We start from the raw sequence: 13,092 nt of genomic DNA, 5'->3' as shown, positions 1-13,092 counted from the left end.
GAAGGCATATGCTGTACCCGCCTATCGAGCCCTATCGCAAAGGCATGCTGGATACCGGCGACGGCCACCAGGTCTACTGGGAGCTGTGCGGCAATCCGCAAGGCAAGCCCGCGGTGTTCCTGCACGGCGGACCCGGCAGCGGCTGCACCCCGGTGCACAGGCGGCTCTTCGACCCCACGCGCTACAACGTGCTGCTTTTCGATCAGCGCGGCTGCGGCCGTTCGCGGCCGCACGCCAGCCTCGACAACAACACGACCTGGCATCTGACGGCCGACATGGAACGCCTGCGCGCCGACGTCATGGGCGCGGAAAAGTGGCTGGTGTTCGGCGGCTCCTGGGGCTCGACGCTGGCGCTGGCCTATGCGCAACAACACTCCGGGCGCGTCAGCGAGCTGGTGGTGCGCGGCATCTTCGGCCTGCGCCGCGCGGAACTGCGGTGGTTCTACCAGGAAGGCGCGTCGTGGCTCTTTCCCGACTATTGGGAAGACTTTCTCGCGCCCATCCCATCCGATGAGCGCGGCGACCTGATCGCGGCCTACCGCAAGCGGCTCACCGGCGACGACCCGGTCGAACGGCTGCGCGCCGCCAAGGCCTGGAGCCTCTGGGAAGGCAGGACCATCACCCTGATGCCCAGCGCCAAACACCAGCAAAGCCACGCGGACGAACGGAACGCGCTGGCCTTCGCGCGCATCGAGAATCACTATTTCGTACACGACGGCTTCATGGAATGCGACGGCCAGCTGCTGCGCGACGCGCACAGGCTGCACGGCATCCCCGGCACCATCATCCAGGGCCGTTACGATGCCTGCACGCCGGCGCGCACCGCATGGGAACTGCACAAGGCCTGGCCGCAAGCCGTCTTTCACCTCGTGCCCGATGCCGGCCATGCCTTCGACGAACCCGGCATCCTGGCACGCTTGATCCAAGCCACGAACACCTACGCGGGCCGCTGATGCAGATCACCCTCAATGGCGCCCCGCGCGCACTGCCCGCAGGCCTGGCCGTGGCAGGCCTGATCGAGCTGCTGGGCTACGCCGGCAGGCGCGTTGCCGTGGAACGCAACGGCGAGATCGTGCCCAAGAGCCGGCACATGGATACGTCTTTGCAGGACGGCGACCAGGTCGAAATCGTCGTAGCCGTGGGCGGCGGCTAACCCGGCTTTCGGGGACGGGCCGGGGCGCCGCCCGGCGCCTCAGCGCCCGCCGAAGCGTCCCAGGCCCTTCATGGCCCCCATGGCGCGCATCATCTTGCCCATGCCGCCCTTCTTCATCATCTTCATCATGCCCTGCATCTGCTCGAACTGATTGAGCATCTTGTTGACTTCCTGCACCGGCACACCGGCACCCGCGGCAATGCGGCGCTTGCGCGAGGCCTTGATGAGTTCGGGCTTGGCGCGTTCGCCCGGAGTCATAGCGTTGAGGATGCCCTCGGTGCGGCGCATCTGCTTCTCGGCCTGTCCGCTTTGCAACTGGCCTGCCGCCTGCTGGAACTGCGCCGGCAGCTTTTCGAGCATCGAACTCATGTCACCCATTTTCTTGACCTGGGCGATCTGGTCGCGGAAATCGTTGAGATCGAACTTGTTGCCCGACTGAATCTTGGCCGCGAGCTTCTGCGCCTCGGCGATGTCGATGTTCTTCTGCGCCTGCTCGACCAGCGACACGATGTCGCCCATGCCCAGCACGCGCTGCGCCATGCGGTCGGGATGGAAAGGCTCCAGGCCGTCGAGCTTTTCCGACACGCCCATGAACTTGAGCGGCTTGCCGGTGACGTGCCGCACCGACAGGGCCGCGCCGCCGCGCGCGTCGCCGTCCAGCTTGGTGAGCACCACGCCCGTCAGCGGCAGCGCATCGGCGAAGGCGCGCGCGGTATTGACCGCGTCCTGGCCCTGCATGGCATCCACCACGAACAGGGTTTCGATGGGATGAACCAGATCGTGCAGCGCGCGGATCTCGCGCATCATCGCTTCGTCGATGCCCAGGCGGCCGGCCGTGTCGAGAATGAGCACGTCGTAGTGATGGCGCTTGGCGTGATCGACCGCGTTGCGCGCGATGTCCTCGGGCTTCTGGCTCGGATCGGACGGCAGGAAGTCAACGCCCGCCTGCGCGGCCACGGCCTTGAGCTGATCGATGGCGGCCGGGCGGTAGACGTCGGCGCTCACCACCAGGACTTTCTTCTTGCCGGTGGGCCGGCCGTTGCTGGTGTGGCCACCCTCGGCCAGCCAGCGGGCCAGCTTGCCGGTGGTTGTGGTCTTGCCCGCGCCCTGCAGGCCGGCCATAAGGATGACGGCCGGCGGCTGCATGGCCAGGGACAGTTCGGCCGCGCCCGGACCAAGGTCGCCGCCCATCAGGCCGGCCAGTTCCTTGTGCACCACGCCCACCAGGGCCTGGCCGGGCGTCAGGCTGCCCACCACGTCCTCGCCCAGGGCTTTTTCCTTCACGCGAGCCACGAAGTCGCGTACCACCGGCAGGGATACATCGGCCTCCAGCAGGGCCATGCGCACTTCGCGCAGCATCTCCTGGGTGTTGGCTTCGGTCAGGCGCGCTTCGCCGCGCAGCGTCTTGACGACGCGCGAAAGTCGTTGGGTCAGATTATCGAGCATGGGAAAAAGAGGCGTTACGCTTACACTAACCGGCTAAACCGGAACCTTTTTACCGCCGGGCCGCCCCAAGGTGAAAACCGCCCCCCTCGGGGGGCAGCAAGCCAAAGGCGCAGCGTGGGGGTACTTCTTTATGTCGCTGGGTATTGTATTTCACGCCATCTCGGCCCTGGCATATGCCTTGATGGGCGCGGGCCACACGCGCCGCCTGCTGCGCGACGGCAATGCCGAACAGGTCGGACAGACCGCCCGCATGTGCTTGCTCGGCGCCCTGGCGCTGCAGGCGGTCGCCCTGTACCTGAGCCTGCAGCAGGACGGCCAGCTTTTCATAGGATGGGCCCTGGCCCTGTCGGCCGCCGTCTGGCTGGGGCTGGTGGTGTACTGGATCGAGGGCTTCTTCATCCGACTGGACGGCCTGCAGTTGCTGCTGATCCCGGCAGGCTTTCTGACCACGCTGCTGGCGGCGCTGTTTCCGCAAGGCTTCATTGTGCCGCATGCCGGCAACACCTGGCTGCGCGCTCACCTGGTCATTTCGCTGGCGGCCTACGGCCTGATCACGATCGCCGCCCTGCAGGCCATGCTCATGTCGCTGCTGGACCGGCACCTGCGCCAGCACGAAGCCGCGGACGCGCGGCGCGGCCTGCTGGCCCTGGTGCTGGACGCGCAACCGCCCCTGCTGGTGCAGGAAAGGCTGTTGTTCAGGCTGATCGGCGTGGGCTTTGTCGTGCTGACGCTGGCGATGATCACCGGCTCCGTCGCATCGATGGAACTCATACACCGCGTCCTGCCCTTCGACCATAAAACCGTGTTCACCGTGCTCTCATGGGTCACGTTCGGCGGCCTGCTGGCCGGCCGCCACCTGCGAGGCTGGCGCGGCCAGCAGGCGCTGCGCTGGACACTGACCGGCTTCGTGTTTCTGATCCTGGCCTACACGGGGAGCCGGTTCGTGCTCGAAGTCATCCTGCATCGAGGCTTGACATGAAATTCATTACCTGGCTACTGATCATTCTGGCGGCAATGACCGTCTCGCGCATGAACAACGCCCGCAAGGCGGCGGCCCGCCGCACGGCCGCCCAGCCCGGCAAGGCACCCAAAAGCATCGAGTCCATGGTGGGCTGCGCCCACTGCGGCATCTACATGCCCCGCTCGGAAGCCCTGCTGATCGGCAAGCGCACCTGGTGCTGCGAAGACCATGCGCGGCGGGGGCCCGCCTCAGGCCGGCAGGCGTAAGGCGCACGAGAGCCGACATGCAGACCCTCGCATTGGACCGCCACGGCTGGCTGCGGCCCGGCCTGTCGCGGCCCGGCCTATCGCGACACAGCCATACGCGGCCCGGCCATTCGTGGCCCGGCCATTCGTGGCCCGATCCTTCCGTGCAATGCCTGCCCTCGCCCAACGCGGATGCGCGCCCGGCGGGCGTCGCGGTGTCGCTGCTGGTCATTCACAACATCAGCCTGCCGCCCAATCGCTTTGACGGCCCCTGCGTGGCCGACCTGTTCCTGAACCGGCTCGACTACGGCGCGCATCCCTGGCTCGAACGCCTGCGCGGCCTGCGGGTTTCGGCGCACTTCTTCGTGCGCCGCGACGGCGGCGTGCTGCAGTTCGTCTCGACCGAAGACCGGGCCTGGCACGCGGGCGCATCCCATTTCAGGGGACGCGAACGCTGCAACGATTTCTCCATCGGCATCGAAGTCGAAGGCGCGGACACCGTGCCTTACGACGACCGGCAATACGAGACCCTGTCGCGTTTGGTGCCGCTGCTGCGCAGCCGCTACCCCCTGACCCACGTGCGCGGCCACGAGCACATCGCGCCCGGCCGCAAGACCGACCCCGGTCCGGCCTTCGATTGGCTGCGCTTGGGCCATGAAAGCGGCTATGCTCGCCGCTCCATGCCGCCGTTCTGAAAACCGGCCGCCCGACGCGGCCACACATCGGGAATTATCATGCTGAAAATCTGGGGCCGTCTGACTTCGGTCAATGTGCAGAAAGTCATGTGGGCGGTGCGGGAACTGGCGCTGCCGCACGAACGCATTGAGGCCGGCGGCCAATTCGGCGTGGTCGGAACGCCCGACTACCTGCGCATGAATCCCAACGGCCAGGTACCCGTCATCGACGACGGCGGCTTCGTGCTGTGGGAATCGAACGCCATCGTCCGCTACCTGAGTTCGCGCTACGGCGAAGGCACGCTGTGGCCTGCCGATCCTTGCGCGCGCGCCGACGCCGACCGCTGGATGGACTGGCAGGCCACGGAGTGGCAACCGACCATGCTGCATGCCTTCCAGGGCCTGGTGCGCACCCCCGAGGAAAAGCGCGACCCTGCCGCCATCGCGGCATCGACCGCCAAGGCCAACGCCAAGGCGCTGATACTGGAAAAAACGCTGCAGGACAGGGAATTCGTGGGCGGCACGCAGATGACGATGGGCGACATCGCGCTGGGCTGCGCGGCGCATCGCTGGCTGGGCCTTCCAATGGAACGCCCCGCCACGCCGGCCTTGTCGACCTGGTACCGGCGCCTGATGATGCGGCCCGCGGTGCAGGGCGTCCTGACGCTGCCGCTCAAGTGAGATCTGCCCTGGCACGACGGGCCACCCCTGCGTGCGGCGCAAGGGCGGCGGCCTGAGGGATCAGTCGGGCAGATCCCGCCCTTTGGTCTCGGGCAGGAACCACGGCAGGATCATGCCCAGCACATACACCGAGCCGAAGATCAGCGCGGCCTGGGACACGCCGCCGAAGGACTTGATCAGCGTACCCGACAGGATGGGAAAGAACCAGGCGATCAGCCGCGCCGAGTTGAAGACGAAGCTGACCGCGGTGGAGCGCACCGACGAGGTGAAAAGCTCGGCCGGGTAGATGGCCAGCCAGCCGAAGGCGCAGCCCAGGGTGAAAAAACCGTTGATGGGCGCCACCACCTGCATGCCCTGCACCGTGTCGACCCATGCATAGACCAGTATCGTGGTCAGCAGCGAGCCGGCGAAGGTCAGGAAAAGAAACCAGCGGCGGCCCACCGCGTCGATGATGAAACCCGAGGCCAGATAGGCCAGGATCGCGCCGATGGTATAGGTGATGTTGACTGAGGAGACCCAGCCCTGGACGTTGGCCACGTGGCCGGCGACGGCAATTGAGGCCGTGTAGGCGGGCAACCAGCTGGATACGGCCCACCAACCCACGATGGTGACGATGGACAGCGCCGTGGCCAGTACGATGCGGCGCGCGGCCTCGCGCTCGGTGAAGATCTGCTTCAAGGTCAAGGGCCGCTTGCCGGAGGCATTCTGCGACAGGCCGCCCTCGGTGGCACCCCAGCGTTTGTTGCGCACGGCCTCGATCCACTTCTCGGATTCGTCCACGCCGCGGCGCAGATAGAGCACGAAGAAGGCCGGCAGCGCGCCCACGAGGAACATCACGCGCCAGTTGTCCGCGCCGAAGGGATCGAACTTGCCCAGGAAATACCAGATCACCGCGGCGATCAGCGTGCCCCAGCCGAAGCCGGACTGCAGGAAGCCCGCGCCTTTGGCGCGCGCTTCCTTGGGCCAGGTCTCGGCAATCAGGGCGATACCGGTACTCCATTCGCTGCCCATGGCCAGGCCGGTCAGAAAGCGCAGCGCACTCAGTTGCCACACGGTCTGCGACAGCGCCGTAAAGCCGGTGAGCACGGCGTAAAGAAACACCGACCACATCATCATGCGCTTGCGGCCGATGTAGTCGGCCATGGTTCCGCCGACCAGCCCGCCTATGCCCCAGCCGAGCAGCGTGATGCCGATCACCAGGCCGATGTAGATGGGGCGCGAAGCCGTCTGCGCGGGCGTGAGCACCGAGTGCATGAGCGCGGGCAGGATGACGATCAGGGCCAGCGCCTCGTAGCCGTCGAAGATCCAGCCCAGGAAGGCGCCGTTGAGTGTGCGCCAATGCTTGGCCGTCAGATTGGCATGCCACGACGCGGGCGATGCCTTCAGAGTGCTCTCGGGTTGCATGTATATCTCCTACACGTGTTGTATTGGTTTAGGTATCGAATCCGCGCGAGGCCCGGCTACATGCCGCGCGCGAGCCAGGGTTCCCGCGCCAGCCGCTCGCGGGCAAACGCGTCGATCTCGGCGGCGTGCCGCAGCGTGACGCCGATCTCGTCCAACCCCTGAAGCAGCATGGCTTTGCTGAAGGCCGATATATCGAAGGCGTGGCGCCTGCCGTCCGGCTCGACAACGGCCTGGCCCGGCAAGTCGACGGTCAGCGTGTAGCCCGCAGTGGCCTGCACGGCCTCGAACAGCGCGTCCACCACGCCCTGCGGCAGGACGACGGGCAGCACGCCGTTCTTGAGGCAGTTGGCATGGAAAATTTCGGCGAAACCGGGCGCGACCAGCGCGCGGATGCCCCATTCAGCCAACGCCCAGACGGCATGCTCGCGGCTGGAGCCGCAGCCGAAGTTGGCGCGTCCCAGAAGGATGCCGGCGCCCTGATAGCGCGGCTGGTTGATTGCGAAGCCCGGAACAAGGCGCCGCCCCGCGCAGTCGTCGCCGGGTTCGGCCGGATCGAGATAGCGCCATTCGTCAAACAGATAGGGACCGAATCCGGTACGGCCTATCATTTTCATGTACTGCTTGGGCAGGATGGCATCGGTATCGACATGGGCCCGATCGATGGGTACGACCCGGCTTTCCAAGGTGGTAAATACCTGCATGGTCTAGGGCCTGTCAATACGAGAAACGTCGACGAAATGTCCGGCGATGGCGGCGGCAGCGGCCATCGCCGGGCTGACCAGATGCGTGCGGCCGCCGCGCCCTTGCCGACCCTCGAAATTGCGGTTCGAAGTCGAGGCGCAGCGCTCGCCGGGGCCGAGCCGGTCGGCGTTCATGCCCAGGCACATCGAGCAGCCCGGCTCGCGCCATTCGAAGCCCGCCTGGCGGAAGACCTCGTCCAATCCTTCCCGTTCGGCCTGACGCTTGACCAGTCCCGAACCGGGCACCACCAGCGCCTGCACGATGCCCGCGGCCACCTTGCGGCCCCTGACGAAGCGCGCCGCATCGCGCAAGTCCTCGATGCGGGCGTTGGTGCAGGAACCGATGAAGATCTTGTCGAGCGCGATGTCCGCGATCCGGGTGCCGGGGGCCAAGTCCATATAGGCCAGCGCATTGCGCAGGCCGGCGCGCTTGATCGGATCGGCCTCCTGTTCGGGATCGGGCACGACGCCGTCGATCGAACAGCTCATGCCGGGCGTGGTGCCCCAGGACACCTGAGGCCGGATATCTGCGGCGTCCAGGGTCAGTTCGGCGTCAAAGACCGCACCGGGGTCGCTGTGCAACGTGCGCCAGTATGCCTCGGCCACTTCACGCGGCACGCCCCGCGGCGCGCCGGGGCAGCCGCGCAGATAACGCAGCGTGGTTTCGTCCACCGCCACCATGCCGCAACGCGCACCCGCCTCGATGGACAGATTGCACAGGGTCATGCGCGCTTCCATGCTCATGGCACGCACCGTACTGCCGCCGTACTCGATGGCATATCCGGTGCCCACGTCCGTGCCGAAGCGCCCCAGCAGCGCCAGCGCCGCGTCCTTGGCCGTGACGCCCTCGGCCAGTTCGCCTTCGATGGCGATCCGCAAGGTTTTCATGCGCGCCAGGCGCAGGCATTGCGTGGCCAGCGCATGCTCGATGTCGGATGTCCCGACCCCGAAGGCCAGCGCGGCGAAGGCGCCGTGCGTGCTCGTGTGGGAATCGCCGCAGATCAGCGTGGTGCCCGGCAGGGTCAGTCCCTGCTCGGGCGCCACGACATGCAGGATTCCTTGCCTGGCGTCGCCGAGCGGATATTCGGTCAGCCCGAACTCGCGGCAATTGGACTGCAGCGCCTGCACCTGCGCGCGCGCCACCGGATCGGCAATGGAGGCCAAACCCTGGCTGCGATCCGTGGTGGGAACATTGTGATCCGACATGGCCAGCACGGACTCGGGCCGGCTCGGCCTGCGCCCGGCCAGGCGCAGGCCGTCGAAAGCCTGCGGGCTGGTCACCTCGTTGATCAGATGGCGATCGACATAGAGCAATGTCGTGCCGTCGTCGTTTTCCCGGACGGCATGCCGCCGCCAGATTTTTTCGAATAGTGTCTGAGGCATCGCGAATCGGCAAGTGTTATCCGGCAGCCCGTCTCCCGGCTTTGGGCTCGCGGTCGTTCGGCAGGTGCCGGACTACCCGGCTATACCCGATAAAACCGCCATACATGCCGAATGACGGGGCATGTTATCGTCCGTCCCGACGAGCTGCCATTTCTTTTTCGACAAGCCAGCCATCTCGATTCGCGATGTCTGGTACTGCCCAAGCCGAGGGTCAGGCCATGCGTTTCGATCTCGAATCCTTGCGGATGTTCGCCGCAGTAGTGGAACAGGGCAGTATTGCCGCCGCGTCGCAGGCCACGCATATCGTGCCCTCGGCGGTCAGCCGCAGGATTTCCGAACTGGAGCGCGATGTCGGCATGCCGCTCTTCGAGCGCCACAGCCGGGGCGCGCGGCCGACGCCGGCGGGCCAGACGCTGTATCGGCACGCCAGGCGCATCTTCGAGCAATGCGAGCAAGCCGAGGGCGAGCTGGACGAATACTCGCAGGGCGTGCGTGGGCATGTCCGGCTGTCGGTCAATTTCACGGCCATGGTTCATTACCTGCCGCCCGCGCTGCATCGCTTTCTCTCCAGCAACCGCGCCATCAAGATCGACCTGATCGAGAAGACCAGCGATGTCGTCATGCGCATGGTGGAAAACGGAACCGTGGATTTCGGCATCTGCGCGGTAACCGAGCCGGCGGCGCGGCTGACCTGCGTTCCGTACCGCGTGGACCGGCTGTTCGTCGTCGTGCCGGCCGGCCATCGCTACGCCGACCGCGCCAGCCTGCGCTTCGAAGAGGTATTGGACGAGGATTTCGTCGGCATGCAGGACGGCGCCTCGATCTATACGCTGAGCCAGCGCGGCGCGGCGCTGCACGGCCGCCGTCTGAAGCTGCGCATCCAGGTGACCTGCTTCGAGGCCGTGCGCAATATGGTGGCCGTGGGCATGGGCGTGGGCCTGCTGCCGGAAATCGGCATCCCCGCCGATATGCCGGGACTGGTCAGGATCGCGCTGGACGAACCCTGGGCGCAGCGCTGGCTGCATATCGTGTATCGCGACCTGGACGCCCTGCCGGCGGCGGCACGGCTGTTGATCGAGCAACTGGGGCCTGCCAACCTTGAAAGCAGCCACTCACTGGCCGCCGGCTGAGCCGGGCGGCCCGGTATCGAGCGACGCCGCCATGTAGTCGGCAAATGCCTGCACCTTGTATGAAGGACGAGGCCCCCCGGGAAAGACGGCATGCACCTGCACCGGCTCCAGGGCATAGCCGGCCAGCAGAGGCAACAGCGCCCCCGAGCGCAGTTCGGCCGCGCACATGGCGGCCGACACCCGGGCGATGCCCAGGCCGGCGAGCGCGCCGGCCTGGCGGCCGGGCGCCGAGTCCGTCTGGACGCGGCCGGCCACGTCGACCGAGATGACCGTGCCGCGCCGCTTGAAGACCCAGCTCTCGCGCCCCGATCCATTGGAACCGACGATGCAGTCGTGGCCGGCCAGGTCAGCGGGGTGCCTGGGCATGCCGCGGGCCTTCAGATACGTGGGCGCCGCGACGACGAACCTGGGCAGCGTCGCGAGCTTGCGCGCGCCGAAGGTCGAGTCCGCCAGCCTGCCGAGCCGGATGGCGACGTCCACCCCCTCGGCGACCAGGTCCTGGTAGGCGTCCGATACCCGCAGATCCACCCGCAGCAGCGGATAGCGCGCCAGAAAGCCCGGCAGGCGCGGGATCACCTCCCGCATGCCGAAAACCACGGGCAGCGCCACGCGCAGGGTGCCGCGCAGCGAATCGATGCCGCGCGCGGCATCCTCGGCCTCGTCCAGGCCGGCCAGGACGGCGCGCGCCCTTTCGAGAAACGTCTCGCCCGCCGCCGTCAAGGTCAGCCGCCGCGTGGTACGCAGCAACAGCTTTACCCCGAGCCGGGCCTCCAGTCCTCCCACGATGCGCGACACCGAGGGCTGGGACAGGTTCATGTCGCGCGCGGCGCGCGTAAAGCTGCCGCTTTCCCCGACCCGCGCGAAGACGGTCAGTTCTTGAAGCCGACCATTCATTTGTCTGACGAATAAATGTTGTCCATACCCAAGCATAACTTCGCATTGATGAATAGATAACAATCGTTCCACCCGTCACTCAGGAAAGCCCATCATGTCTTTGCAAGACCGTCTGGATGCCCTCAAGGCCGATTTCGAAGGCGGCAAGCGCGCCTTCAAGCCCAGTCCGGAGGTACTGGACATCATGCACCGCGCCACAGCCGAACTGATCGCGTCCGGCCAGGCCCTGAACGCCAGCAAGGCCGGCGACAAGGCCCCTGAGTTCACGCTCAAGGATCCCGACGGCCGCCTGATCTCCTCGGCGGACCTGTTGGCAAAAGGACCCCTGGTCGTTTCGTTTTATCGCGGCGTGTGGTGCCCCTATTGCAATCTGGAACTGCAGGCCCTGCAGGCAGCGCTACCGCAGATCGAGGCCCGGGGCGCGCAGGTCGTCGCCTTATCGCCCCAGACCGCGTCCAACAGCCGCAAGTCTCAGCGCGAAAACGGCCTGGACTTTCCCATCTTGAGCGATGAGAAAAGCCGTGTAGCGGCCGCGTTCGGACTAAGGTTTTCCCTGCCGGACTACCTTGTGGTGCTTTATAAGGGTTTCAAGAACGACCTGCCGACGTTCAACGACGATCCGGCCTGGGTGCTGCCCATGCCGGCGCGGTACGTGATCGGAACCGACGGCATCATTGCCTATGCCGAGGTCAATCCCGACTACACCCAGCGCCCCGATCCGGCGGAACTGCTCCCGGTGCTCGACAAGCTGCGCATGCGCGGCGCACAACAAAACTGAAGGACTCACCCCATGATCCGCTTCTACTTCCATCCCACGCCCAATCCAGCCAAGGTCGCCCTCCTTCTCGAGGAAGCGCAGTTGCCGTACGAATTGGTCCCTGTCGACACCAGCAAGGGCGAGCAGCACCTGCCGGCCTTTCGCGCGATCAATCCCAACGGCAAGGTGCCAGCCATTGTCGATACCCAGGGGCCGAACGGCAATCAGGCCCGCGTCTTCGACTCCACGGCGATCCTGCTCTATCTCGCCGAAAAGACCGGCAAATTCCTCGGCGCGCCGCAGGATCGTCCCGAACTGCTCTCCTGGCTGCTGTTCCTGGCCTCAGGACTCGGACCATTTTCGGGTCAGGCGGTGCACTTTCAGTTCGCCGCCCCGGAGGGCCTGGACTACGCGGTGAACCGCTATCGGCGCGAGGCCGAGCGTCATTACCAGGTGCTGGACGCGCATCTGGAAGGCAGGACCTACCTCGTCGGTGACACCTACACGATCGCCGACATGTCGGCCTGGGGTTGGCTCGACCGGGCTTCGCGCGTGCGCAAAGGCGCCGAAGATCCGCTGGGCCCGTATCCCAATCTCAAGCGCCTTTTCGAGACGGTCGAGGCCAGGCCCGCAGCCGCCCGCGCGCGCGAGGTCGGCAAGAACCACGAATTCAAGAAAGTCAACGACGAAGAGACCAAGCGCGCGCTCTTTCCGTCCAACTATCCTCCGGCCGCGTAAGCCGGCCTCGAACGACTGCAGAGACGAGCATGACCGATTCCACCGATTACGTCCCCCCGACAGTCTGGACCTGGGCCAAGCCTAGCGGCGGCCACTTCGCCAGCATCAACCGGCCGATTGCCGGCCCCACGCACGACAAGGATCTGCCGGTGGGCCGGCATCCGCTGCAGCTTTATTCGCTGGGCACACCCAACGGCGTGAAGGTCACCATCATGCTGGAAGAGCTACTGGCCCTGGGCCGCCCCGGCGCCGAGTACGACGCCTGGCTGATCAATATCGGCGACGGCGACCAGTTCGGCAGCGGCTTCGTGGCGGTCAACCCGAACTCGAAGATCCCGGCGCTGCTGGACCGCAGCGGACCCGAGCCGATACGCGTGTTCGAATCGGGATCGATCCTGCTGTACCTGGCGGAGAAGTTCGGCGCCTTCCTGCCCCAGGACATCGCCGGCCGCACCGAGACGCTGAACTGGTTGTTCTGGCAGATGGGCAGCGCGCCCTACCTGGGAGGCGGATTCGGCCACTTCTATGCCTATGCGCCCACCAAGATCGAATACGCCATCGACCGCTTCGCCATGGAGGTCAAGCGCCAGCTCGACGTGCTGGACCAGCGCTTGGCCCAGAGCGAATACCTGGCCGGCGAGGCGTACACCGTCGCCGACATTGCGGTGTTTCCCTGGTATGGCGGACTGCTCAAGGGATGGCAGTACGATGCCGCCGAATTCCTGTCGGTACAGGACTACAAGAACGTGCAACGTTGGGCCGACACGATTCTCGCAAGGCCTGCCGTGCGGCGCGGCCGCATGGTGAACCGCGTACGCGGCGACGCGTCGGAACAGGTTCGCGAACGCCACGACGCGAGCGACTTCGACGGCGTCGGAGCCTGACC

At 66.2% G+C, this 13,092-nt stretch carries 15 protein-coding genes; 10 read left to right on the top strand and 5 right to left on the bottom strand.

Annotation, left to right across the window (positions count from 1 at the left end):
- Positions 1-8 precede the first annotated feature (8 nt).
- On the top strand, positions 9-953 hold the full coding sequence (gene pip, locus H143_RS0108725) for a prolyl aminopeptidase (RefSeq protein WP_019937854.1): 945 nt from the start codon (positions 9-11) through the stop codon (positions 951-953).
- A complete protein-coding gene (thiS, locus tag H143_RS0108720; RefSeq protein ID WP_019937853.1) occupies positions 953-1,153 on the top strand; it encodes a sulfur carrier protein ThiS in 201 nt (66 codons plus the stop codon). Before pip ends, thiS begins: the two co-directional genes overlap by 1 nt.
- A gap of 39 nt (positions 1,154-1,192) precedes the next feature.
- Here thiS and ffh read toward each other — a convergent pair whose 3' ends face one another.
- Positions 1,193-2,599: a signal recognition particle protein gene (gene ffh, locus H143_RS0108715; protein ID WP_019937852.1), complete on the bottom strand. Its 1,407-nt coding sequence runs from the start codon at positions 2,597-2,599 to the stop codon at positions 1,193-1,195.
- Between the two features lie 130 nt (positions 2,600-2,729).
- On the opposite strand from ffh, the gene H143_RS0108710 reads away from it, so the two are divergent.
- Genes H143_RS0108710 through H143_RS0108695 form a run of 4 tightly spaced genes read left to right on the top strand, consistent with a single transcriptional unit; the run spans position 2,730 to position 5,160 of the window.
- Entirely contained in the window at positions 2,730-3,578 is an 849-nt protein-coding gene (locus tag H143_RS0108710; protein ID WP_019937851.1) for an inner membrane protein YpjD, read from the top strand.
- On the top strand, positions 3,575-3,826 hold the full coding sequence (locus H143_RS0108705) for a PP0621 family protein (protein ID WP_019937850.1): 252 nt from the start codon (positions 3,575-3,577) through the stop codon (positions 3,824-3,826). The genes H143_RS0108710 and H143_RS0108705 overlap by 4 nt, the downstream gene beginning before the upstream one ends.
- A 17-nt stretch (positions 3,827-3,843) precedes the next feature.
- Positions 3,844-4,500, top strand: a complete 657-nt coding sequence (ampD, locus tag H143_RS0108700) for a 1,6-anhydro-N-acetylmuramyl-L-alanine amidase AmpD (protein WP_019937849.1) — start codon at positions 3,844-3,846, stop codon at positions 4,498-4,500.
- A gap of 39 nt (positions 4,501-4,539) precedes the next feature.
- A complete protein-coding gene (locus H143_RS0108695; RefSeq protein ID WP_019937848.1) occupies positions 4,540-5,160 on the top strand; it encodes a glutathione S-transferase family protein in 621 nt (206 codons plus the stop codon).
- Between the two features lie 60 nt (positions 5,161-5,220).
- Here H143_RS0108695 and H143_RS0108690 read toward each other — a convergent pair whose 3' ends face one another.
- Genes H143_RS0108690 through leuC form a run of 3 tightly spaced genes read right to left on the bottom strand, consistent with a single transcriptional unit; the run spans position 5,221 to position 8,687 of the window.
- Positions 5,221-6,564, bottom strand: a complete 1,344-nt coding sequence (locus H143_RS0108690; RefSeq protein ID WP_019937847.1) for an MFS transporter — start codon at positions 6,562-6,564, stop codon at positions 5,221-5,223.
- A gap of 56 nt (positions 6,565-6,620) precedes the next feature.
- Positions 6,621-7,265, bottom strand: a complete 645-nt coding sequence (gene leuD / locus H143_RS0108685) for a 3-isopropylmalate dehydratase small subunit (RefSeq protein ID WP_019937846.1) — start codon at positions 7,263-7,265, stop codon at positions 6,621-6,623.
- Between the two features lie 3 nt (positions 7,266-7,268).
- A complete protein-coding gene (leuC, locus tag H143_RS0108680; RefSeq protein WP_019937845.1) occupies positions 7,269-8,687 on the bottom strand; it encodes a 3-isopropylmalate dehydratase large subunit in 1,419 nt (472 codons plus the stop codon).
- 185 nt (positions 8,688-8,872) lie between these two features.
- Between leuC and H143_RS0108675 the strand changes: the two genes are divergently transcribed.
- Positions 8,873-9,817, top strand: a complete 945-nt coding sequence (locus H143_RS0108675; protein WP_231378485.1) for a LysR family transcriptional regulator — start codon at positions 8,873-8,875, stop codon at positions 9,815-9,817.
- Here the strand turns inward: H143_RS0108675 and H143_RS0108670 are convergent.
- On the bottom strand, positions 9,800-10,711 hold the full coding sequence (locus tag H143_RS0108670; RefSeq protein WP_019937843.1) for a LysR family transcriptional regulator: 912 nt from the start codon (positions 10,709-10,711) through the stop codon (positions 9,800-9,802). The two genes, H143_RS0108675 and H143_RS0108670, sit on opposite strands and share 18 nt — an antisense overlap.
- 94 nt (positions 10,712-10,805) lie before the next feature.
- Between H143_RS0108670 and H143_RS0108665 the strand changes: the two genes are divergently transcribed.
- The 3 genes from H143_RS0108665 to yghU are packed head-to-tail and all read left to right on the top strand — an operon-like array spanning position 10,806 to position 13,090.
- Positions 10,806-11,489 carry a peroxiredoxin-like family protein gene (locus tag H143_RS0108665; RefSeq protein ID WP_019937842.1) on the top strand — a complete coding sequence of 228 codons (684 nt, stop codon included), beginning with the start codon at positions 10,806-10,808 and terminating at the stop codon, positions 11,487-11,489.
- Between the two features lie 12 nt (positions 11,490-11,501).
- Complete coding sequence (locus H143_RS0108660) at positions 11,502-12,206, top strand: glutathione S-transferase family protein (protein WP_019937841.1); 705 nt, start codon at positions 11,502-11,504, stop codon at positions 12,204-12,206.
- A 29-nt stretch (positions 12,207-12,235) separates the two neighbouring features.
- Positions 12,236-13,090, top strand: a complete 855-nt coding sequence (yghU, locus tag H143_RS0108655) for a glutathione-dependent disulfide-bond oxidoreductase (RefSeq protein WP_019937840.1) — start codon at positions 12,236-12,238, stop codon at positions 13,088-13,090.
- Positions 13,091-13,092 lie beyond the last annotated feature (2 nt).

The organism is Bordetella sp. FB-8, from assembly GCF_000382185.1.
Taxonomy (GTDB): Bacteria; Pseudomonadota; Gammaproteobacteria; order Burkholderiales; family Burkholderiaceae_B; genus Bordetella.
This window is presented reverse-complemented; position numbering and strand designations above follow the sequence as displayed.